At 69.0% G+C, this 19755-nt stretch carries 21 protein-coding genes; 8 read left to right on the top strand and 13 right to left on the bottom strand.

Annotated elements, in window-relative coordinates; all coding sequences use genetic code 11:
- From JFN87_RS02950 to JFN87_RS02925, 6 genes are all read right to left on the bottom strand, one after another.
- Positions 1-1049: PfkB family carbohydrate kinase (locus JFN87_RS02950; RefSeq protein ID WP_307865272.1), on the bottom strand; the 1049-nt coding region annotated here is incomplete at its 3' end.
- Positions 1046-2035 (bottom strand): zinc-dependent alcohol dehydrogenase family protein, encoded by a 990-nt coding sequence (locus JFN87_RS02945; protein ID WP_209338242.1) that lies wholly within the window; start codon positions 2033-2035, stop codon positions 1046-1048. The genes JFN87_RS02945 and JFN87_RS02950, both read right to left, overlap by 4 nt.
- Complete coding sequence (locus JFN87_RS02940) at positions 2032-2931, bottom strand: carbohydrate ABC transporter permease (protein ID WP_209338241.1); 900 nt, start codon at positions 2929-2931, stop codon at positions 2032-2034. Before JFN87_RS02940 ends, JFN87_RS02945 begins: the two co-directional genes overlap by 4 nt.
- Positions 2928-3878: a carbohydrate ABC transporter permease gene (locus JFN87_RS02935; protein WP_245178643.1), complete on the bottom strand. Its 951-nt coding sequence runs from the start codon at positions 3876-3878 to the stop codon at positions 2928-2930. Before JFN87_RS02935 ends, JFN87_RS02940 begins: the two co-directional genes overlap by 4 nt.
- Positions 3879-3901: 23 nt before the next feature.
- Positions 3902-5278, bottom strand: a complete 1377-nt coding sequence (locus JFN87_RS02930) for an ABC transporter substrate-binding protein (protein WP_209338240.1) — start codon at positions 5276-5278, stop codon at positions 3902-3904.
- Between the two features lie 205 nt (positions 5279-5483).
- Positions 5484-6245: a DeoR/GlpR family DNA-binding transcription regulator gene (locus tag JFN87_RS02925; protein ID WP_209338239.1), complete on the bottom strand. Its 762-nt coding sequence runs from the start codon at positions 6243-6245 to the stop codon at positions 5484-5486.
- A gap of 455 nt (positions 6246-6700) precedes the next feature.
- Between JFN87_RS02925 and gnd the strand changes: the two genes are divergently transcribed.
- The gene (gene gnd, locus JFN87_RS02920) at positions 6701-8140 is read left to right on the top strand and encodes an NADP-dependent phosphogluconate dehydrogenase (RefSeq protein ID WP_209338238.1); all 1440 of its coding nucleotides are present in this window, start codon (positions 6701-6703) and stop codon (positions 8138-8140) included.
- A gap of 91 nt (positions 8141-8231) precedes the next feature.
- Here the strand turns inward: gnd and JFN87_RS02915 are convergent, their stop codons facing one another.
- Complete coding sequence (locus JFN87_RS02915) at positions 8232-8753, bottom strand: SMI1/KNR4 family protein (RefSeq protein WP_209338237.1); 522 nt, start codon at positions 8751-8753, stop codon at positions 8232-8234.
- Between the two features lie 310 nt (positions 8754-9063).
- On the opposite strand from JFN87_RS02915, the gene JFN87_RS02910 reads away from it, so the two are divergent.
- Positions 9064-9639: a SigE family RNA polymerase sigma factor gene (locus JFN87_RS02910; protein WP_372449168.1), complete on the top strand. Its 576-nt coding sequence runs from the start codon at positions 9064-9066 to the stop codon at positions 9637-9639.
- Between the two features lie 68 nt (positions 9640-9707).
- Positions 9708-10151: a hypothetical protein gene (locus JFN87_RS02905; protein WP_245178628.1), complete on the top strand. Its 444-nt coding sequence runs from the start codon at positions 9708-9710 to the stop codon at positions 10149-10151.
- A gap of 139 nt (positions 10152-10290) precedes the next feature.
- Here JFN87_RS02905 and JFN87_RS02900 read toward each other — a convergent pair whose 3' ends face one another.
- On the bottom strand, positions 10291-11238 hold the full coding sequence (locus tag JFN87_RS02900) for a sugar ABC transporter substrate-binding protein (RefSeq protein WP_209338234.1): 948 nt from the start codon (positions 11236-11238) through the stop codon (positions 10291-10293).
- Positions 11239-11254: 16 nt separating this feature from the next.
- Between JFN87_RS02900 and JFN87_RS02895 the strand changes: the two genes are divergently transcribed.
- Positions 11255-11521, top strand: a complete 267-nt coding sequence (locus tag JFN87_RS02895) for a hypothetical protein (RefSeq protein WP_209338233.1) — start codon at positions 11255-11257, stop codon at positions 11519-11521.
- A 13-nt stretch (positions 11522-11534) separates the two neighbouring features.
- Here the strand turns inward: JFN87_RS02895 and JFN87_RS02890 are convergent, their stop codons facing one another.
- From JFN87_RS02890 to JFN87_RS02875, 4 genes are all read right to left on the bottom strand, one after another.
- Entirely contained in the window at positions 11535-12701 is a 1167-nt protein-coding gene (locus JFN87_RS02890; RefSeq protein WP_209338232.1) for a flavin reductase family protein, read from the bottom strand.
- 12 nt (positions 12702-12713) lie between these two features.
- Complete coding sequence (locus JFN87_RS02885; protein WP_209338231.1) at positions 12714-13784, bottom strand: ABC transporter permease; 1071 nt, start codon at positions 13782-13784, stop codon at positions 12714-12716.
- A 77-nt stretch (positions 13785-13861) separates the two neighbouring features.
- Positions 13862-15409: a sugar ABC transporter ATP-binding protein gene (locus JFN87_RS02880; RefSeq protein WP_209338230.1), complete on the bottom strand. Its 1548-nt coding sequence runs from the start codon at positions 15407-15409 to the stop codon at positions 13862-13864.
- Entirely contained in the window at positions 15409-16356 is a 948-nt protein-coding gene (locus JFN87_RS02875; protein WP_209338229.1) for a sugar ABC transporter substrate-binding protein, read from the bottom strand. The genes JFN87_RS02880 and JFN87_RS02875 overlap by 1 nt, the downstream gene beginning before the upstream one ends.
- Positions 16357-16399: 43 nt before the next feature.
- Between JFN87_RS02875 and JFN87_RS02870 the strand changes: the two genes are divergently transcribed.
- Positions 16400-16558, top strand: a complete 159-nt coding sequence (locus JFN87_RS02870) for a hypothetical protein (protein ID WP_209338228.1) — start codon at positions 16400-16402, stop codon at positions 16556-16558.
- Positions 16559-16959: 401 nt separating this feature from the next.
- Here the strand turns inward: JFN87_RS02870 and JFN87_RS02865 are convergent, their stop codons facing one another.
- Positions 16960-17595, bottom strand: coding sequence for a FadR/GntR family transcriptional regulator (locus JFN87_RS02865; RefSeq protein WP_209338227.1), 636 nt, complete (start codon positions 17593-17595; stop codon positions 16960-16962).
- A gap of 291 nt (positions 17596-17886) precedes the next feature.
- Between JFN87_RS02865 and JFN87_RS02860 the strand changes: the two genes are divergently transcribed.
- The 3 genes from JFN87_RS02860 to JFN87_RS02850 are packed head-to-tail and all read left to right on the top strand — an operon-like array spanning position 17887 to position 19750.
- A complete protein-coding gene (locus tag JFN87_RS02860) occupies positions 17887-18111 on the top strand; it encodes a hypothetical protein (RefSeq protein WP_209338226.1) in 225 nt (74 codons plus the stop codon).
- Entirely contained in the window at positions 18108-18500 is a 393-nt protein-coding gene (locus JFN87_RS02855; RefSeq protein WP_209338225.1) for a cupin domain-containing protein, read from the top strand. The genes JFN87_RS02860 and JFN87_RS02855 overlap by 4 nt, the downstream gene beginning before the upstream one ends.
- Positions 18497-19750, top strand: a complete 1254-nt coding sequence (locus JFN87_RS02850; RefSeq protein ID WP_209338224.1) for a CaiB/BaiF CoA transferase family protein — start codon at positions 18497-18499, stop codon at positions 19748-19750. Before JFN87_RS02855 ends, JFN87_RS02850 begins: the two co-directional genes overlap by 4 nt.
- Positions 19751-19755 lie beyond the last annotated feature (5 nt).

The following is a 19755-nucleotide window of genomic DNA, read 5'->3' as shown; positions in this document are numbered from 1 at the left end:
CCCACCACCGTCACCGGCTCCTCGGGCAGGTCCAGCAGCCACCGGTGGCCAGGACCGGCGGTGCGGGCGTCCGACGTGGTGTCCAGCGCGAGCCTGGTGAGGTCGACGGTGTCGCGCGCCAGCGGCCCGGTGAGCGCGGTACCCGGCCCCGACACCACGGCTGCGGCGGCCCGCCCGGCGAACGCCAGGATGTCCGCCGCCTGTTCGCGGGTCACCCGCACAGGACCGCCGGGCGGCGGCGCGAGCGCGGCCAGCCGGTGCAGGACGGCCGCGGCGAAGGCGTCGCCCGCGCCGATGGTGTTGACGACGGTGACGGGTGTGGCCGGCACCGCCACCCGCTCGCCGTCCGCCGTGAAGGCCGTGGATCCGTGCGCGCCGCGTGTGAGCAGGACGAGGCGGCCGCCGGCGGCCAGGCGCGCGCAGGAGTCCTCCGCGCTCTCGCCCGGCCACAGCGCGGCCAGGTCCTCGTCGCTGACCTTGACGACGTGCGCGAGCGCGCACAGGTCACGCAGGCTGCGCGCGCCGTCCCGCGGCGCGATCGACCGGTCGACGCGTACGTTGGGGTCGACCATCAGGACGGACGAGCGTGCCGCCGCGCGCGCGGTGGCGGCGACCGATTCGGCCGCGGGCGCGACGACGGCGGCCAGGCCGCCCGCGTACACGGCGCTGAACGCGCCCGCCGCCTCCGCGTGGTCGGGGATCTCGAACGTCGCGGTGGCGGCCAGGTGGAAGTGGTACCCGGTGGTGTCGGGCCGCGGGTCGGTGACCGCGAGCGTGGTGGGCAGCGGCGAGCGCCCTGTGAGGCTCGTGTCGACGCCCGCGCCGGTGAGGACGCGCTCCAGGTCGCCGGCGAAGGCGTCGCCGCCGAGCGCGCCCGCGAAGAAGCTCGGGGTGCCGAGCCTGGCGAGTCCGACGGCCACGTTGACGGGCGCGCCGCCCGGCTCGGCGGCGTAGCGCCGTGCCGTCCCCGGGCCCCCCTCGGCCGGTACGAGGTCGATGAGCGCCTCACCGAGCACGAGGACGGCGCCGGGCGGCGGCACGGTGGTCACGGCTGGACCACGATCTTGCGGCCCTGGCCCGCCTTGAAGCGGTCGAGGGCGGCGGGGTACTCCTCGAGCGGCAACCGGTCGCTGATGAAGACGGCCGGGTCGAGGACGCCGGTCGCGAAGAGCGCCGCGGCCCGCTCGTAGCTGTGCAGGACGGCCATCGAGCCGGTGATGGTGATTTCCTGGTTGTAGATCTTGTAGGGCTCGATGACGGCGGTCGTCGCGTAGTCGGCGACGCCGAACTGGAGGAACGTGCCGCCCTTGGCGACGCGGCCGAGTCCGTCCTGGATGGCGCCGGCGTTGCCGGTGGCGTCCACGACGACGTCCCAGCCGCGTGCGGTCTCCAGTTCGTCGGCGTTGGCGGCCGAGCGGCTGCAGCCGAGCTTCACGGCGGTCGCCAGACGGTCCGCGTTGATGTCGAGCATGTCCACGGACGCGGCACCCGTGCGCTTGGCGAGTTCCAGCATCATGAGGCCCATGGTGCCAGAGCCGTAGATGAGGACCTCGGCGCCGAGGGTGGAGCTCAGCACGTCGTAGCCGCGCACCGCGCAGGACAGCGGCTCGATGAGCGCGGCGTCGTGCACGTCGATGTGTCCGGGCAGTTTGACGCAGTTGGCGACGGGCGCGACGGCGAACTCGGCGGCGCCGCCCGGCTTGCTGACGCCGATGGCGTTCCACCGCTCGCACAGGTTGCCCCTACCGATGCGGCAGTAGTGGCACTCGTGGCAGTGCAGAGAGGGGTCAACGGCCACCCGGTCGCCGACGGCGAGCTCCGTGACGTCGGAGCCGAGCGCGGCGATCTCACCGGCGAACTCGTGGCCGGGCACGATCGGCAGGGTCGGCGCGAACTCGCCCTGCAGGATGTGCAGGTCGGTGCCGCACAGACCGCAGGCCGCGACCTTCACCACGACGTCACGGGGCCCGGGGGTGGGGTCGGGGACCGTCTCGACGGACACCTTGCCGGGCGCCTCGATGATCGCTGCCCTCATTTGACTGCTCCAAGCGAAAGGCCCTGGACGAGCTTGTCCTGGGCGGCGAAGCCGGCGGCGAGCACCGGCAGGGACACGACGACGGACGCGGCGCACAGCTGGGCGAGGAACAGGCCCTGGCTGGTGACGAATCCGGTCAGGAACACGGGCGCGGTCTCGGCGCGCACGCCGGTGAGCACCCGTGCGAACAACAGCTCGTTCCAGCTGAAGATGAAACAGATCAGGGAGGTGGCGGCGATGCCGGGCGCGGCCACCGGGGCGACGACGCGCAGCAGCACCGTGGGCAGCCGGGCCCCGTCTACCTGGGCGGCCTCGATGATGGAGACCGGCACGTCGGCGAGGAAGGACTGCATCATCCACACCGCGATCGGCAGGTTCATCGACGTGTAGAGGATGACGAGCAGCCACACGTTGTCGAGCAGGCCGGTGTTCTTCGCGAAGAGGTACACGGGCAGCAGGCCCGCGACGACCGGGAGCATCTTCGTGGACAGGAAGAAGAACATCACGTCCGTCCACTTCCTGACGCGCTTGATGGACAGCGCGTAGGCGGCGGGCAGGGCGAGCGCGAGCACCAGCGCGGTCGACAGCACCGACGACAGCGCGGAGTTGATCAGCGGCGGCCAGGGGCTCGCACCACCGCCCGCGCCGAAGAACACCTTGTAGCCGGAGAGCGTCAGCGGCGCGGCGATCGACGGCGGGTTGGTGGCCGCGTCCGGCTCCGAGTGGAAGGACGTCAGCAGCATCCACAGCGCCGGGACGCAGAAGACGATGCCGACGATCCAGGCGAGCAGGCCGATCCAGGCGGCCTTGCGCCGCGCCTTACGGGTGTGCGGGGCGTGGCGCACGCCCTTCGAGCGGGCGGGCGCCGGGGCCCCGGCGGTGGTCAGGGTGGTCATGCGCGGCCCGCCTCCTCCGTGAACAGGGACGAGACGACCCGCAGCGCGAAGGTCGCGATGATGATCGTGCCGATCACGACGACGACGCCTGCCGCCGACGCGAGGCCGTACTCGTGGGCCTGGTAGAAGGTCTCGTAGATGGTGTAGGGGAGGTTCGCCGTGCCGAGCCCGCCGGCTGTGATGGTGAACACGGCGTCGAAGTTCTGCACGACGTTGATCGAGCCGAGCAGGATGCCCAGTTCGAGGTAGCGGCGCAGGTGCGGCAGGGTCAGGAAGCGGAACATCTGCCAGGGGCCGGCACCGTCGAGGCGCGCCGCCTCCAGCGTCTCCGCCGGCCGGCTCTGCAACCCGGCGAGCAGGATGAGCATCATGAACGGCGTCCACTGCCACACCAGCGCGATCTCGACCGCGGTCAGCGGCATGTTGGAGATCCAGTCTGGCTGGGCGGGTGTGTGGTCGCCGAACAGGCCCGCCACCCACGACCAGGCGCCATTGAGCAGGCCGTACTCGGGGTTGTAGAGCACGTGCTTCCACAGCAGCGCCGCGGAGACCGGGACCAGCAGGAACGGGGTGATCAGCAGGGTGCGCACGATCCCGCGGCCGAAGAACTTGCGGTCGAGCAGCAGCGCGAGGAGCAGCCCGATGACCACGCTCGCGACCACCACGGTCACGGTCAGCAGGATCGTGGTGAACACCGAGTCGCGCATGTCGGAGTCGGTGAAGACGGTGGCGTAGTTCGACAGGCCGTGGAAGTGGCGCTTGCCGGGTGCCAGCGAGTTCCAGTCGAACAGCGAGATCACCAGTGTTGCCACGAAGGGCAGTTGGGTGACGGCGATGAGGAACAGCAGGGCGGGCATGAGCGGCGCGCGGGTGGCCCAGGCGCGCGCCCCGCCGCCGGGGGCCCGGCCGCCGCGGCGCGCGGTGCGCGACGCGTCGGCCGGGGGCAGCGACCGCGTGGTGACGGGTGCGCTCACTTCTGCTCCTTGCCGGCCTTCTCGGCGAGGGCCTGGGACTTCTTCAGCGCGTCCTCGACCGACTGCTTGCCCGCGATGGCCGAGCTGATCTCCTGGGAGACCTTCGTGCCGAGGTCCGTGAAGCCGGGGAAGTCGACGAACTGGATGCCGGGCGTGGGCCGCTGCTGGACGCCCGGGTTCTTCGGGTCGACGCCGGCGATGGACTTCTTGGTGATGTCGGCGAACGCGGACGCGTCCTTCAGGTAGTCCGGGTTGGAGTACGTGGACGCGCGCTTGCCCGCGGGTACGTTGGACCAGCCGATCTTCTTGCCGACGAGGTCCTCGTAGCCCTTGCCCGACGCCCAGGAGATGAACTTCCAGGCGGCGTCCTGGTTCTTGGAGGCCTTCTGCACGCCCCAGGCCCAGGTGTAGAGCCAGCCGGACGTCTTGGTCTTGTCGACGGGGGCCGGCACGTAGCCGATCTTGCCCTTCACGGGCGAGTCGGACGCCTCCAGCGAGCCGGCGCCTGCCGTGGAGTCGTACCACATGGCGGTCTTGCCCTGCGTCATGTCGTTGAGGCACTCGGCGTAGCCGGACTGCGCCGCGCCCGCCTCCCCGTGTTTGCGCACGAGGTCGACGTAGAACTTGGTGGCCTTCTCGAAGCCGGGCCCGGTGAGTTGCGCGTTCCAGTCCTTGTCGTACCAGGTGCCGCCCATGGTGTTGACGACGGTCGTGAGCGGCGCGATCATCTCGCCCCAGCCCGGCAGGCCGCGCAGGCAGATGCCCTTGACGCCAGGGGTCGCGCCGTCGACCTTGGCCGCCAGGTCGGCCACCTGCTGCCACGTCGGGTGCGCGGGCATCGTCAGGTGCTTCTTGGCGAACAGGTCCTTGCGGTACATCAGGAACGACGACTCGCCGTAGAAGGGCTCCGCGTAGAGCTTGCCGTCGTCGCCGGTCAGCGACTCCTGCATGGGCCCCAGAATGTCGGCCTGGTCGAACGCCTTGTCCTTCTTGACGTAGCTGTCGAGCGGCGCCAGCCAGCCGTTCTTCGCGTAGAACGGCACCTCGAAGTTGCTGATGGTGGCGATGTCGTACTGGCCGGCCTGGTTGGAGAAGTCCTGGGTGAACTTGTCGCGGGCGTCGTTCTCCGGCAGGACCGTGAAGTGCACCTTTATGCCGGTCTTCTTGGTGAAGTTGTCGGCGGTGAGCTTCTGCAACTCGGTCATCTGCGGGTTGTTGACCATCAGCACGTTGAGCGCCTTGCCACCACCGCCACCGCCCGAGGAGCTGCCGCCACCACCGCCGGCGCCCGCGCAGCCGGCGAGCAGCGTGGCAGCCGCCACGCTCGCTCCCAGTCGCACGTAGGTTCCCTGTCGTCGCTGCTTGAGAGGCATGGGATTCTCCCGATCGTCGTCGTCCGGTGGATGGGTTGAGGGATGGAAGGGGCGGTGTGCGCGACGCGGACGCCGCGCTGCGGTCGCGGAGGCGCCCGCGGGTGTGCGGGCGGGTGGCCGGGCCGCCGGCGGGACGTGCGGCCGGTGCGCGAGCGGGAGCGGCGAGGCCGCCGGCCGCGCGGGGACGGGAGCGTACGGGCGGGGATCAGACGCGCAGCACCTGCGGCCCGAGCAGGGTGTAGCGGTGCGCCTCGGCCGAGGACAGCCCCGCGTCGGTGACGATCGTTTCAAAGTCCCGCACCTCGGCGAAGCGGCAGAAGCTCACCGCTCCGAACTTGGTGTGGACGCTGGTGAGGACGCGCCGCCTCGCGCTGCGCATCGCCTGCGCCTTGACCTCGCTGACGGCCGGGTCGGGTGTGGTCAGGCCGTACTCGCGCGAGATGCCGTTGGCGCCGACGTAGGCCAGGTCGATCACGAACTCGGAGAGCATGCGCGTGGTCCAGTGGTCGACGGTCGCCATGGTGGAGCCGCGCACCCGGCCGCCGAGGAGCAGGACCGCGATCTTCTCCGCGTCGGCGAGTGCGGTCGCCACGCCGAGCGAGGCGGTCACCACGGTCAGCGGCCGGTCCCTGGGCAGCGCCTCGGCCACGAGCTTCGGCGTGTAGCCCTCGTCCACGAAGACGGTCTCCGCGTCGCCGAGCAGGTCGGCGGCCGCCTTGGCGATCCTGGACTTCTGCGGTACGAGCCGCGTGGTGCGCACCGCGAGCGTCGTCTCGAACCCGGCGCTCTCCACCGGGTACGCGCCGCCGTGCGTCCTGCGGACGAGGCCGTGCTCCTCCAGCGCGCGCAGATCGCGCCGTACGGTCTCCTTCGCGACCACGAGCTCGGCGGCGAGCTCGGTGACGTCCACCGCGCCGTCCCTGCGGGCGACGTCGAGGATGGTTCGTCGGCGTTCGTCGGCGTCCACCACACACTTCCCTGCTTGTTCGCACTCGGTCCTGTGCCCGCTCGGGTCCCGCACCCGTTCGGGCTCATGCGTAGTTTGTACAAGCAACCCCCGGGCCTCCACCAGCTCCTCAGCCGCTGCGGGCATGCCCGTTCCCGTCCGTTTCCCCCGATGCTTTCCACTGGTCATGACCGTTCGGGCGCCCGCTTGAGAGGGCGAATCTGCCCGTTACCCGTATCGGGCCGCCCGCTCCGTGCCCGCCGGGCCGCGCGGCGCGCGGCACCGCGGGACGGTGAGTGGCCAGACGGAACGAGTTCCGCCGAAGCAGTACCTGGGGCGCCCATGCGTCCGAGAACTTCTGTGACACCCCAGGCCGCTGAGGCCGCGATCGGGCTGAGCACCGTAGGCTCGAACTCCGTACTGACGAGACGGTCCGCCGATGTGCCGGACGCGACGTAACCGAAGGCAGGGTCACTATGAGCAGCACAGCCCAGATCGGTGTCACCGGGCTCGCGGTGATGGGCCGCAACCTGGCCCGCAACTTCGCACGCAACGGGTACACGGTCGCGCTGCACAACCGGACGAACGCCAGGACGCGCGCGCTGGTGGAGGAGTTCGGGGACGAGGGCAACTTCGTCGCCACCGAGTCCGCCGAGGACTTCGTCGCGGCGCTCGAGCGTCCACGCCGGCTCGTCGTCATGGTCAAGGCCGGCGAACCCACCGACGCGGTGATCGCGGAATTCGCCCCGCTGCTGGAACCCGGCGACATGATCATCGACGGCGGCAACGCACACTTCGCCGACACCCGCCGTCGCGAGAAAGAACTGCGTGAGCGCGGCATCCACTTCGTCGGAACCGGCGTCTCCGGCGGCGAGGAGGGCGCGCTCAACGGACCCAGCATCATGCCGGGAGGCTCGCCCGAGTCGTACGACTCGCTCGGCCCGATGCTCGAGAAGATCTCTGCCAAAGCCAAGAACGGCGATCCTTGCGTCACCCACATCGGGCCTGATGGAGCGGGCCACTACGTGAAAATGGTCCATAACGGGATCGAGTACGCCGACATGCAGCTGATCGGTGAGGCGTACCAGTTGCTGCGGGACGTTGCGGGCCGCTCCCCCGCCGAGATCGCGGAGATCTTCCGGACCTGGAACACGGGCCGCCTTGACTCGTACCTCATCGAGATCACGGCCGAGGTTCTCGCGCACACCGACGCGGACACGGGCAAGCCCTTCGTGGACATCGTCCTTGACCAGGCCGAGCAGAAGGGCACCGGACGCTGGACCGTGCAGATCGCCCTTGACCTGGGCGTACCGGTCTCCGGCATCGCCGAGGCCGTCTTCGCCCGCGCCGTCTCCGGCCACGCCGGACTGCGCGAGGCCTCGCAGCACCTCGCGGGCCCTTCACCCCGGGCGATGGGCGAGGACGAGGCGGCAGCCTTCGCCGACCGGGTCGAGCAGGCCCTGTACGCCTCGAAGGTCGTGTCGTACACCCAGGGCTTCCACCAGATCGCCGCCGGCAGCGAGCAGTACGAATGGAACATCGACCTCGGCAAGGTCGCCGCGATCTGGCGTGGCGGCTGCATCATCCGCGCGGCCTTCCTCGACCGCATCACCCAGGCCTACGAAGCCCAGCCGGGCCTCGTGAGCCTCCTGGCCGACAAGGGCTTCGCCGAGGAGATCGCCGCCGCCCAGGACGACTGGCGCACCGTGCTCACCACCGCCGTCACCCACGGCGTCCCCACCCCCGCGCTCGCCGCCACCCTCGCCTACTACGACTCACTGCGCGCCCCACGCCTCCCCGCCGCCCTCACCCAGGGCCAACGCGACTACTTCGGCGCCCACACCTACCACCGCACCGACCGCGACGGCACCTTCCACACTCTCTGGGGCGGCGACCGGACAGAAATCGACGCCTGATCCACCCGCGAGATCGTAGGCGGAACCGCCTGATGCGGGAACGAGCCAGGATGCGGGCAGAACCGGCTCACACCGGCCGCTTGATCAGTCCTCAGTGCTCGCAGGGCTCCCTTGTCAACTGGCTGCGCAGCGGGCCGGAGCCGTCCAGTCGACCCGCGATGCCCTCGGCGAAGTACTCCCTCACGGAGGCGATGGTGGTGGGACAGAGCTTGCGGCAGCACTCGTTCCCATCCCATACCCAGATGCGGCCGTCGGGCGTGCGGAAGTCGACAAGGGTCCACATCGTGCAGCCGCGATCCATGATCGGAACGACGCCCGGCGGGACGCCCTCGTCCAGGTCTTGCGTGGGAGTGGCGAACCCGCGGTAGAGCTTGAGGATGTCCTCGGCGTCGCAGAAGTAGTGGTCAGGAAGCGGGCTCAGCGAGGCGCACTCCCAGCCGTCGATGCCGAAGCCACCGTTGGAGACCTCTGCATAGAGCCTGCGGAGGAAACTGGGCATCGGGTGACCGACCTCCGCCTCTACGGTGGCGATCACGGTGGGTGCAGCGACTGGTGCCAGATTGTGGGCGGGTGTCTGCTTCCTGATTACCGCGATCAGTTCGTCCTCGGTCATGTCGTCTCCTTCGCCTCAACAACGCGTGGACCAGCATGAGGTATGGGTACGACGGAAGGGAGCGGGCCCCCGAGCCTGACTACCGCTGCAGAGGCAGCCCTCGTCCAGGACCCGGACACAACCGTCGAGGCTTGCGGGCCTGTCGGCCACCGTCAGGCCGGCGAAGGCCAGCGCTTTGACGGCCTTCGCCGGCGCCGGTCCGGTGATCCGGCCGTCCTCGAACTGTGACCCAGCTCTCACTGGAGCCGTGCAGCAGATACGCCCGCTTCCACGTCGAGGAGGGGTGACAGGAAGGGAGGAGCGTATGGATCTGGACGTGGCGACCGCGTGGAGACCGCGCGTCGAACTCGGCGTGCCCGGGCCGGTGGAGGACGGAGACGACTTCCATGGCTTCGTCGTCGCCCGGTCAGCCGTACTGTTCCGCGGCGCCCTCGCCCTCACGGGAAACCGTGAGGCGGCGGAGGACCTGGTCCAGGAGACCCTGGAGCGGGCCTGGCGCAAGTGGCGCACCATAGCCGCCAAGGATGCTCCGGACGCCTACGTGCGGCGCATCATGGTGAACCTGGCGAACGACCGGTGGCGAAAGTTCCGCCGCACGGTCCCCCACCAGGAAGGCGATGGCAGGGCGGCTCCGGGCGACGACTACGGGCAGGTGGACACCAGGGACCAGTTGGTCCGGGCCCTCCATGGTCTGCCGATGCGCATGCGGACGGTCGTGGTGCTGCGGTACTTCCACGCCCTTTCGGATGATGAGATCGCGGCCGACCTGGGGATCTCGCCGAGCACGGTACGGTCCCAGCTCGCGCGCGGAATCGACAAACTCCGGGGTCAGTCCTCCGCACTCTCCGGCCCTTCATCGAAACAGCCCACGGAAGGAACACGATGACGTCTCACGGTTCGCGGCCTTCCGCCGGCACGGGGTACTCCCCCTTCGAGCAGGAATTGGTGAACGCCATGAACGATTTCGTGAGCAGCAGCGAGGCGCCGCGGTTCGACGCGGCCGTCATCGCGCGCGGGGCCCGCCGCAAGCGGGCCACGGCCATAGCGGGCATCTCCGCCGCTCTGGTCGTGGTGGGCGGCGGCACGGCGCTGGCCGCCGGGGTTGTCGGTGGTTCGCATGCCGCACGTCCGGCCGCCGTTTCCCACGCCACCACCACTACCACCGGCAAGAATGCCACCACCGTGCTGTACAGCAATGGCGGAACGACCCGTATCGAGCTGGGCGGCTTGAACTCGACCGGGGCCAGGGCGCTGCTCGACAAGGCCCGGATCACGCCTGAGTTCGGCAAGGCGTCCGCGACCGGCTGCAAGCCGGGCTCGGTCATAGCGGTCTCGCCGCACGCCCCGACGGTGGTCCACCGAGGCGCCACGGTCAAGGTGACCCTCTGCGCCGGCTGAGCTGACGCAGGCGGTGGTGGCCCCGCCGGAACCGGGGCCACCACCGTCATCCATTGCACCACCGTTCGGTGATGGGACCACCAGGACACTCGATCGCCTGCTCGCGGTGATCGGCAGCATGCGGACGTGCCGCCGGTCATCAGGAAACCTCCCACAACTTGGCGAACCGCTGGGTGCAGTCGGGGAATGCCGACCAGCCGCCGGCCGGATCAAAGGCGATGTCCTTCTGCTCCAGGAACTGCTCGGTCACCGAGCCGGCCTGTTCGCTCGCTGTGGGCGGTTCGCCCTCGATCAGGCGCGCGGCTGCGTCGACGGCCGTCCATGTCGAAACCCGAAAGTCGATGTCCAGCGCGACCGTCAACGAACCGTCCTTGATGTCCTGCAGGTTACCGGCTGTGGGCGCGAAGCCCACGGTCGTGACCGACAGGCCGGCGGCCTTCATCGCCGTCGGCAGGCCCGCGGCTGCCGAGAGGCTCACGAAGACCGCCGTCTTCGTGTCAGTGTGAGACCGCAGGTCGGTCACGATGGTACGAGGCGCCGTCGCACCAATGGTGCTGACGTCGATGGGGACCACGCGCACCTTGCACGACGCGCAGTTCTCCCGCATCTCGTCCTGGAAGGCCTTCTGCACCGGGGCTGACAGGTCGAGGGCGGGCAACGTGTAGAGCACCGCCTTGGCCTTCGCACCCTTCTTGGCGATCACCCAGTCTGCCAGGAGCTTGCCGTTGAGCCGGCTCAGTTCGGGACCCAGGTAGTTGAACGTGATCCCGTACTGCTTCACATCCTTGTCGATCTGGAGGGAGACCAGCTTGACACCGGAGCCGGCGAGCTTCTTCAGCGCACCACCGAACAATGCTGGGTCGGTCGCTCCCAGGAGCACCGCGTCCGGTCTGAGCGCACGCAGACGCGACGCGGCTGTCTGTGCCGTCCGCGCCGTAGAACCAGTGTTCACCACGGCGAACGTCCCGCCGAGCGTCTTGACCGCCTGCCGGACGTATGCGCCCACCGCGGCACAGACAGGCGTGGAACACCGCAGGTAGACGAACTTTTCGCCTTTCGGAAGTCGCCGCATCAGCGACTCGGCCACCGGAAAGTCAGTCGGCGTGGACGTGTACGGTGCGATTGCAGTGCTCGCCAGTCCGACATTCGCCGGCAGATGCCGCTCCGAAGTGGCCGAACTCGTGAAGGCTCCGCAGGCGGCAACCGACATGACCGTGATCGCCGAGACGCATGCCTTGGCTGCCTTCGCGGCGTTCGAGCCCCTACTACAGGCGGAGCCGCCACCCATCGGGGCCCTGGACTTTGCGAGCATCCTTCACACTCCAGTTGTCTTCGAAGGAAACACCGGACGCCGTGAAAAGGGCCAATAGGCTGTGCTTGCACTCACGCGCGCGCTCCGCTCATGGCCATCCCGGCCGCCGTCGCGACCTCCTTGAGCCTGCGGACCCAGGCCTCGATCTGCTCCGCCGACGCAGAGGCCGGCATTCCGGTCAGCCGGATCGCCATCGGGGACAGGCCCGCCTCGGTGGGGACGGGGGCCACAATCGATGCGAGGTCGTACAGCTCACCCGGCAAGAGGTCGGGGCAGAACAGCTCGGCAAGCTCGGAGGTCGCCTGCTGCACCTCGCGCTCGTGTCGTGGCAGCCGGTCGGTCATTTCGAACGCGGACAGCGCTGCTTGCTGCCGCTGGAGCAGACGGGGTTCTGCGGCGAGTAGGGAGTAGCCGAGCTCGCGTACCTTGTCGAGCCGCGCAAGGTAGAGCTCGCGGCGCTCGCGGTCGTCGTCCGGGCCACGCCGCAGCCAATCCTCCACCTCCCGCCCAGTCGAGTTCACGAGGAAGACGGCTCCAAGTGGAGGAATGATCGGTTGACGGTGGCCAAGGGGGAACGGCTCGGCGACGGACCCGCGGTTCGCGGCCAGCACCTGCACCGCGTCGCCGCGAATCCGGGTGAGCACGCCGCAGTTGACCGCGAGTTCGCTGCTGAGGTTCTCGATCTGGGATCGGATCGTCTCGGCCACCTGGGCTGCCTGGATCAGGTCAGGATCCGGAGTGGTCATGAAGGAGCCCGGGGAGAAGCGCCCGTAGCCGCCCTGGAAGAACAGCAGTGGAAGCGTCGACCGCTCGACCGCCAGCTCTTGGACGAGCCCGAGGACGATGAAGTGGTCGCCTGCTTCCCGGATGTCGTGGAACGTGCACTCCACCCAGGACACGGCGCCCTCGAGGATGGGCGAGCCGAGCGGTCCGGGCCGCCAGTGCACGTCCTCGAACTTGCTCGCCCCGCCAGTGGCGAATTGGCGGCACAGCGGCTCCTGATCAGACGCCAGGACGTTGACGCAGAAGGCCTGAGCTGTCCGGAGCTGCCGGAAGCTTCTGGAACCGGTAGCCGGGTAGAACGCGACCATCGGTGGGTCCAAGGAGACCGAGGAGAACGTTCCGACGACCATTCCGGCGGGGCGGCCGTCCTCGGCCACCGCGGTGACCACGGCCACTCCGGTCGGGTAGTGTCCCAGTGTTTCGCGGAACAGCGCGGGGTCGACGGACCTGCCCATGAGAAAACTCCTTCAGATGCTCTTGCTGTCGGGGACGCTTTGCAGAGGATCGCGGAGACCACGTCCGGCTTCGGCCGGCTCCTGGATCACGGGCCGCCGCCGCCCGAAGCGCGTCAGTCCGTTCCTACGGGCGGCGGGGGATCTCCGCCAGGCGGCGAGGCCGACGGCGGCGAGGAGGGCGGTGCCGTTGAAGAGGTCGGGAATCCATATGGGCAGCCCTGCCAGTTGCAGGCCTTTGACTCCGACGGCAAGGGTGTAGGCGGCGACCACGGTGCCCCAGATGTTGAAGCGGCCACCGCGGAACTGTGTCGAGCCGAGGAAGACGGCGGCGATCACGGGCAGCAGATAGCCAGGCCCGACGGTGGGATCACCGGTCGACAGCTGCGATGTCAGCAGCAGGCCGCCCAGTCCCGCGACCGCACCGGAAGTCACCAACGCGAACAGGAGGACCCGGGAGGTGCGCACGCCGGCGAGGGCAGCGGCTTGAGGATTGCCGCCGGTCGCGTAGATGCGGCGGCCGGCTGGGGTGCGTTCCAGTACGTACCAGAGGAACACGGCGACGGCGAGCAAGATGTAGACGGGATACGTGACGCCGAAGAGTTGACCGGTGCCGAGCTTGCCGAACCCGGCGGGAAGGTTGAGGATCTGCTGACTGCCGGAGACCCAGGCAGTCGCCGCGGCCAACAGCGAACTGACGGCCAGTGTCGCGATGAACGACGGGATCCGGGCACGAGTGATCATCAGCCAGGAGAACACCCCGACCGCCGCACCGGCCACAACCGACAGCACAATCGCGACCGGGATCGGCACGTGGCCGACCAGCAATCGCGCCACCAGGATCGCTCCAAGACCCACCTCCGCACCGATCGCCAGGTCGATCACCCCTGCCGCCGTCGGAACCACCAGCCCCACCGCGACCAGACACGTCACCGCCTGATCCGACAACAGCGACCGCCACGTACCCGACGTCAGAAACGTGCCCGGCACCCACAGCCCGAACACCACGACCATGACGACGAGCAGGTACAGCGCGGAAACATTCCGAAACGCCACCGTCCGCCGCAACCCGACCGACCAGTGCACCCTGTGCACCGCATCCGGTACCGAACCACCAGACGCCTGCCCGGGAGTCATAACGCCTTCCGTTGTCCGCATCGTCCTCACTCCCGTCCACTCGTGCCGATGGGCCCTGTAGCGCCCTGGAGACCCAGCTCGTCGCGGACGAGTCGTGCTTCGGTCAGGGACTCGCGAGGTACTTCGCCGGCTGTCCGGCCCTCCTTGAGCACGAGGACGCGGTCGCACAAGGACACGAGTTCCTTCGTGTCCGAGGAGCACAGCAGGACCCCGGTTCCGTCGTGCCGTGCGGCCAGGATCAACTCGTGGAGTGCCGCCTGGGCGCCGACGTCCACGCCTTGGGTGGGCTCGTCGAGCAGGAGCACGCGAGGACGGATGCGCAGCCACTTGGCCAGCACGACCTTCTGCTGGTTGCCGCCACTGAGCAGTTTCAGCGGCTGCTCGGGGTCGGGCGGACGCAGTCCGACGGTCTGTATCCAAGCGCGGGTCTGCGCCTGCTCGGCCTGTCTGTCCAGACGCCCGAAGCGGCGTCGCAGGGGCCGCATCAGCGGCAGTGTCAGGTTCTCCCGAACATTCATCTCCGTCACCACGCCACTACGGCGGCGGTCAGCCGGTACGTAGGCCATCCCGTGCTCGATCGCCGCCCGGGGGTCATCGGGGATCAGTTCGTTCCCGTCGACCTCCACCCGACCGCCGGACCGGTGCTGGGCCCCGAACAGCATCGGAGCGAGCTGCTCGCGTCCTGAACCCAGAATGCCGGCGACGCCGACGATCTCACCCGCTCGCAGACTCAACGAAAAGTCGCTGATCTCCGCGCCACTGATGCCGGCCACGGTCAATACAGGGTCGCCGAGCTCGTCGACGCTCGTCACGACCGTTTCCGCGATCTCGCGACCAGCGATGAGCCTCACAATGGTGTCATGGTCAAGTCGGCTGGTGGCCTGCTCGGCCACCACCCGGCCGTCACGCAACACCACTACTCGGTCAGCCAGTTCGAGCACTTCGTCGAGCCTGTGGGAGATGAAGACGACACCCGCCCCGGACGAGGCGACCCGCCGGATCGCCTCGAACAGCACCTGCACCTCGTCGCCGTGCAGCGCCGCCGTGGGCTCATCGAGCACCAGCACGTTGTCCGGACGTGTCCAGCCGTCCAGCGCCCGGGCGATCGCGACGATCGTCCGCTGCGCCGGTGTCAGCTTCCCGACCGGAACCGTCACATCGACGCCGCCACCGAAGCGGGCGACAAGATGCTGTGCGTGGCGTCGCTCGGCAGCGCTGCGAACGGGAGCAAGAGCCCGGCCAGGCACCCACGTGCCCAACCCGAGATTTTCCACTGTTGTCAGAATGTCGGCCAGACCGAGGTCCTGATGGATGAAGTGCAGGCCGTCACGGACCGCCGGCCCGGCGACGAGTTCGCCCTTGGCGCCGCGGACCTCGACGACTGTCCCGGGATCGGCCTGATGCACACCGGCCAGAACCTTGACCAGCGTCGACTTTCCCGAGCCGTTGTGGCCGAGGACCGCGACGACTTCCCCCGGGTAGACCTCCAACGACACGCCGTCCAAGGCTTTCAGTCCCGGGAATGTCTTCGACATGCCCTTGATCCGGAGCAGCGGTGCCGCGGCGTCGGCCATTACGACACCTTCCACAGCGTGGCGAAGCGCTGGGCGTAGTCGGGGAATGCCGACCAGCCGTGAGTGGGGTCGAAGGTGATGTCCTTCTGTTCCAGGAACTGCTCAGGCACCGCGCCCGCCTGCTCGCTCGTCGTCGGCTCGGCTCCCTCGATCAAGCGGGCCGCCGCGTCGACGGCCGTCCACGTGGACACCGGAAAGTCGATGTTCAGTGCGGCTGTCAGTGAACCCTTTTTGATGTCCTGCAAGTTGGCGGCTGTGGGCCCGAAGCCGACCGTCGTGACCGACAGGCCGGCGGCCTTCATCGCCGCCGGCAGGCCCGCGGCTGCCGAAAGGCTCACGAACACCGCGGTCTTCGTGTCCTGGTGTGCCTCAAGATCGGTCACGATGGTGCGCGGCGCTGTCGTCCCGATGGTAGCCGCGTCGATGGGGACCACGCGCACCTTGCACGAAGGGCAGTTCTCCTTCATCTCGTCCTGGAACGCCTTCTGTACCGGGGTCGAGATGTCGAGGGTGGGCTCCGTGTAGAGCACCGCGTCGGCCTGCTCCCCCTTCTTGGCGATCACCCAGTCGGCCAGGAGCTTTCCGTTGCGCCGGCTCAGGTCGGTGCCCAGGTAGTTGAACGTGATGCCATACGGCTTCACGTCCTTGTCGATCTGCAGGGAGACCAGCTTGGCGCCGGCATCGGAAAGCTTCTTCAGGCCGCTCCCGAACAAGGCGGGGTCGATGGCGCCGAGGATGACGGCGTCCGGTTTCATCGAGTTCACACTTGATGCGGCGGCCTGTGCCGTCTGCGCCGTCGAGCCTGCGTTGACGGTAGTCATCTTTCCGCCCAGCGCCCGGACCGCCTGCCGGATGAAGGAGCCCACCGTGGCACAGATGGGCGTCGAACACTGCAGATAGACGAACTTCTTCCCGGCCGGGAGCTTGTGCGCCAGCGGATCGCCCACCGGAAATTCGGTGGGCGTCACCGTGTAGCCGGCGATCGATCTCTTGGCTGCCGCGACGTCCGCCGCGTGCTGCGACCCCGAGCCCGAGGCGGTGGCCGAGTCCGACGAGGAACCGCAGGCAGCCGTTGACACCAACGCGAGCGCCGAGATGCCGGCCGCCGCCGCCCTTGCCGCACCACGGCGGTTCGAGCGCCTTCCGTGAGGGGCGCCACCAGGCCTCGGATGACTGAGAGTTGCGAGCATTTCACACGCTCCAGTTGGTCTGCAAAGGGAAGGACCCGGCGCTGTGATCAGGCCCGCTTACGGACTGCCGATGCGGACCTCGCGACATGCGCCTGAGCCAATTAGGCCGAACCAATAGGCTGTACCTTGCATCGGGCCAGTGGGCGTGTCAAGGGTCTTGTGGCGCGATCGAGCCCCGCGTCGGGAGCCTGCAAAAAGGCTAATGATTAGGCCTGATAGGTGGCTGCGAAGGCACCCGCGCCCAGCCCAGCACCGCCTGACGGCCCGGTCGATGTGGCCGCAGACGGCATGGCGGATGACGACCGCCGATCAGCGGCGGACGATCCCCTGCGGGCGACGGTCAGGCTTGATGGCTGCCGTTCAGCTCGAGTGGCGGTGTGCGTGCGCGGCCTGCCGGGCGGCGGAGGCATCGCCGGCGAGGATGGCGTCGACCAGATCGCTGTGGACTTCCAGTCGCTGCGTCAGGTAGTCGCTGTCCCGGGGCTGGGGGTTCACGAGGGACACGTGGTTGACGAACTCGTACAGGCCCACGTATGTGCCCCGGAGTACGGCGTTCGGTGAGATGGCCGCGATGCGGACGTGCAGATCCCAGTTGAGTGAGAGGAACCGGGGTACGTCGTCGAGGTTTTTCTTCATCGCGGCGATCAGTGACTTGAGTTCACGCCCGTCCTTGGCCGAGCGGTGCTGTGCCGCATGCACGGCGACGAGCGGCTCGAGCTGCTCACGAACCTCGATGGCCTCGGCGACTGTCGAGGGCTCGCCGTGCACGGTGAGGAGCGTGCGCCCGAGCCGGACCACGGGATCGGTCGCCGCGACGAACAGTCCCCCACCGGGACCAGGCCGAACCACTACGCGACGCCGCTCCTGCAGCAGCCGGATCGCCTCAATGACAGTGGCCCTCGCGACACCGGTCTGCTCACGCAGGTCGGCTCGCGTGCCGATGCGATCACCGGGACGCAGCCCGCGCTTCTCGATCGCGTCCTCGACGTAGAGCACGACCTCCTCGGCGCGGCTTCGGGGGGCAGACAAGACCATGAACAGAGCCTAACGGATACACCCGATGCTCTGGGTCGTACAGGCGGAAACGGTAGGTCACCGGCCGACCGGAACCCTTGACGGAAGCCGCCCGCGGCACGCATGATGACCGGACCTAATGGTTAGGTCCATTTAGCTCAGCGTGCTGCTGGCGGCCCGAGCCCCAGCCCGCTTCAGCGCGGCAGGAAGCCCGGCTGGCCCCGCTGACGGGCACAAGTCGACGAGACCACGACGAAGCGAAAGGTCAGAACCATGAGCGTTGGCGGCTACCGCATGGGGGCGGGCTACGCGATCGGCCGGCCGGCCGGCGAACCGAAGCTCGCGCCACTCGGCCGCGTGGAGCGGTTCCGGGCCCCCGCACAGTGGATCGCGCAGTCACCGGAGAGCATCCCCGACGCCGGCGAGCTGCCTCTGGTTCCGCCGGCGCAGATGCCCACCACTCCCCCAGTCCTCGCGAAGGAGTTGCTACGACCGTGACGACGGACATCGCCCGGCTCGTCCAGGCCCAACGCTTCGAACCCGTCGGTCATCACGACGTCGGCCCCGTCCATCTGTTCGGCGGCGAGCGGTACGACGGTGCTGTGACGGTCGCCCTGTCGCACTACCTGCCCGGCGGCCGGGCCGACATGTCGCCGGTCCCGGCGGAGACGCTCTACCTCGTGCTGACCGGCACCCTGACCCTCACCGACGCCGACGGCCGCACCGAGACTCTCAACACTCTCGACGGGGCGCGGCTCACCTCCGGCACACCGCGCAGTGTGGAGAACCGCACGAACCTGCCCGCGAGCATGCTGGTGATCCGCCCGAACCCGGCCGCCCCGAACCCGGCCGCCCCGAGCGCCGGCACACCGGATGTGCGGCCATGACCGGCCCGCTCGCGGGGATGCTCGTCATCGATCTCAGCCGCGCACTCGCGGGGCCTCAGGCCGCCATGATGCTCGGCGACCTCGGAGCCCGGGTCATCAAGGTCGAGAGCCCCGCAGGAGATGACACCCGGTCCTGGGGGCCGCCGTTCGTCCACGCCGACGACGGCACAGTGGAGTCGACGTACTTCCTGTCCTGCAACCGCAACAAGGAGTCGATCGTCCTCGACCTGAAGCGCGACGAGGACGCGCGGGTGCTCACTCGCCTCGTGCAGCGCGCGGACGTCCTGCTGGAGAACTACCGGCCGGGCACGCTGCGGCGGCTCGGCTTCGGCACCGACCGGCTCATGCGACTCAACTCGCGCTTGGTCGTGCTGTCGATCAGTGGATTCGGGCACGACGGTCCCGAGGGCGGCCGCGCCGGATACGACCAGATCGCGCAGGGCGAGGCAGGGCTGATGTCACTCACCGGACCGGCCCCGGACCAACCGCAGAAGGCCGGCGTGCCGATCGGTGATCTGCTCGCCGGCATGAACGGCGCGTTCGGCGTCCTGGCCGCGCTGCGTGAACGCGACCGCACCGGCCGTGGTCAGGTCGTCCGCACCTCGCTGCTGGCGTCGGTCGTCGCGGCCCACGCGTTCCAGGGGACCCGCTGGACCGTCGCGGGTGAGATCGGCCGCGCGCAGGGCAATCACCATCCCTCCATCGCGCCCTACGGCCTGTTCCGTTGCGCCGGCGGGAGTGTGCAAATCGCCTGCGGCAACGACGCGATGTGGGGCCGGCTGCGCACCGCGTTCGGCATTGAGGCCGACGAAGAACGCTTTGCGACGAACGCCGGCCGGGTGGCGCACCGGGACAGCCTCATCGAGCTGCTGGAGTCCGTGTTCGCCCGGTACGAGACGGACGACCTGCTGGCGCGGCTGGCCGGCACCGGCATCCCGGCCGGCCGGGTCCGCAGCCTCGACGAGGTCTACGCGTGGGAGCAGACCCATTCGCAGCACCTGCTCCTGGACGTTGAGCACCAGAGTCTGGGAAAGATCACCTTGCCCGGGTCGCCGCTGCGGACCTTCACGGTCGACGCCGCAGGCCTCGAGACCGAGACGACTCGCGATTCCGGCAGCCCACCGCCCGTCCTCGACGCCGACGCCGGTGCCATACGCGACTGGCTGGATGCCCCACTGCCCATCAGTGGCATTTCGCCATCAAGGCAATCGGCTGTCCGAACACCCTGTATCGACGTCCAGGAGAGATGAGCCTT

The sequence above is a fragment of the Streptomyces montanisoli genome (assembly GCF_017813245.1).
Taxonomy (GTDB): domain Bacteria; phylum Actinomycetota; class Actinomycetes; order Streptomycetales; family Streptomycetaceae; genus Streptomyces; species Streptomyces montanisoli.
The sequence above is the reverse complement of the archived record's forward strand: the minus strand, read 5'-3'. Positions and strand labels throughout refer to the sequence as shown.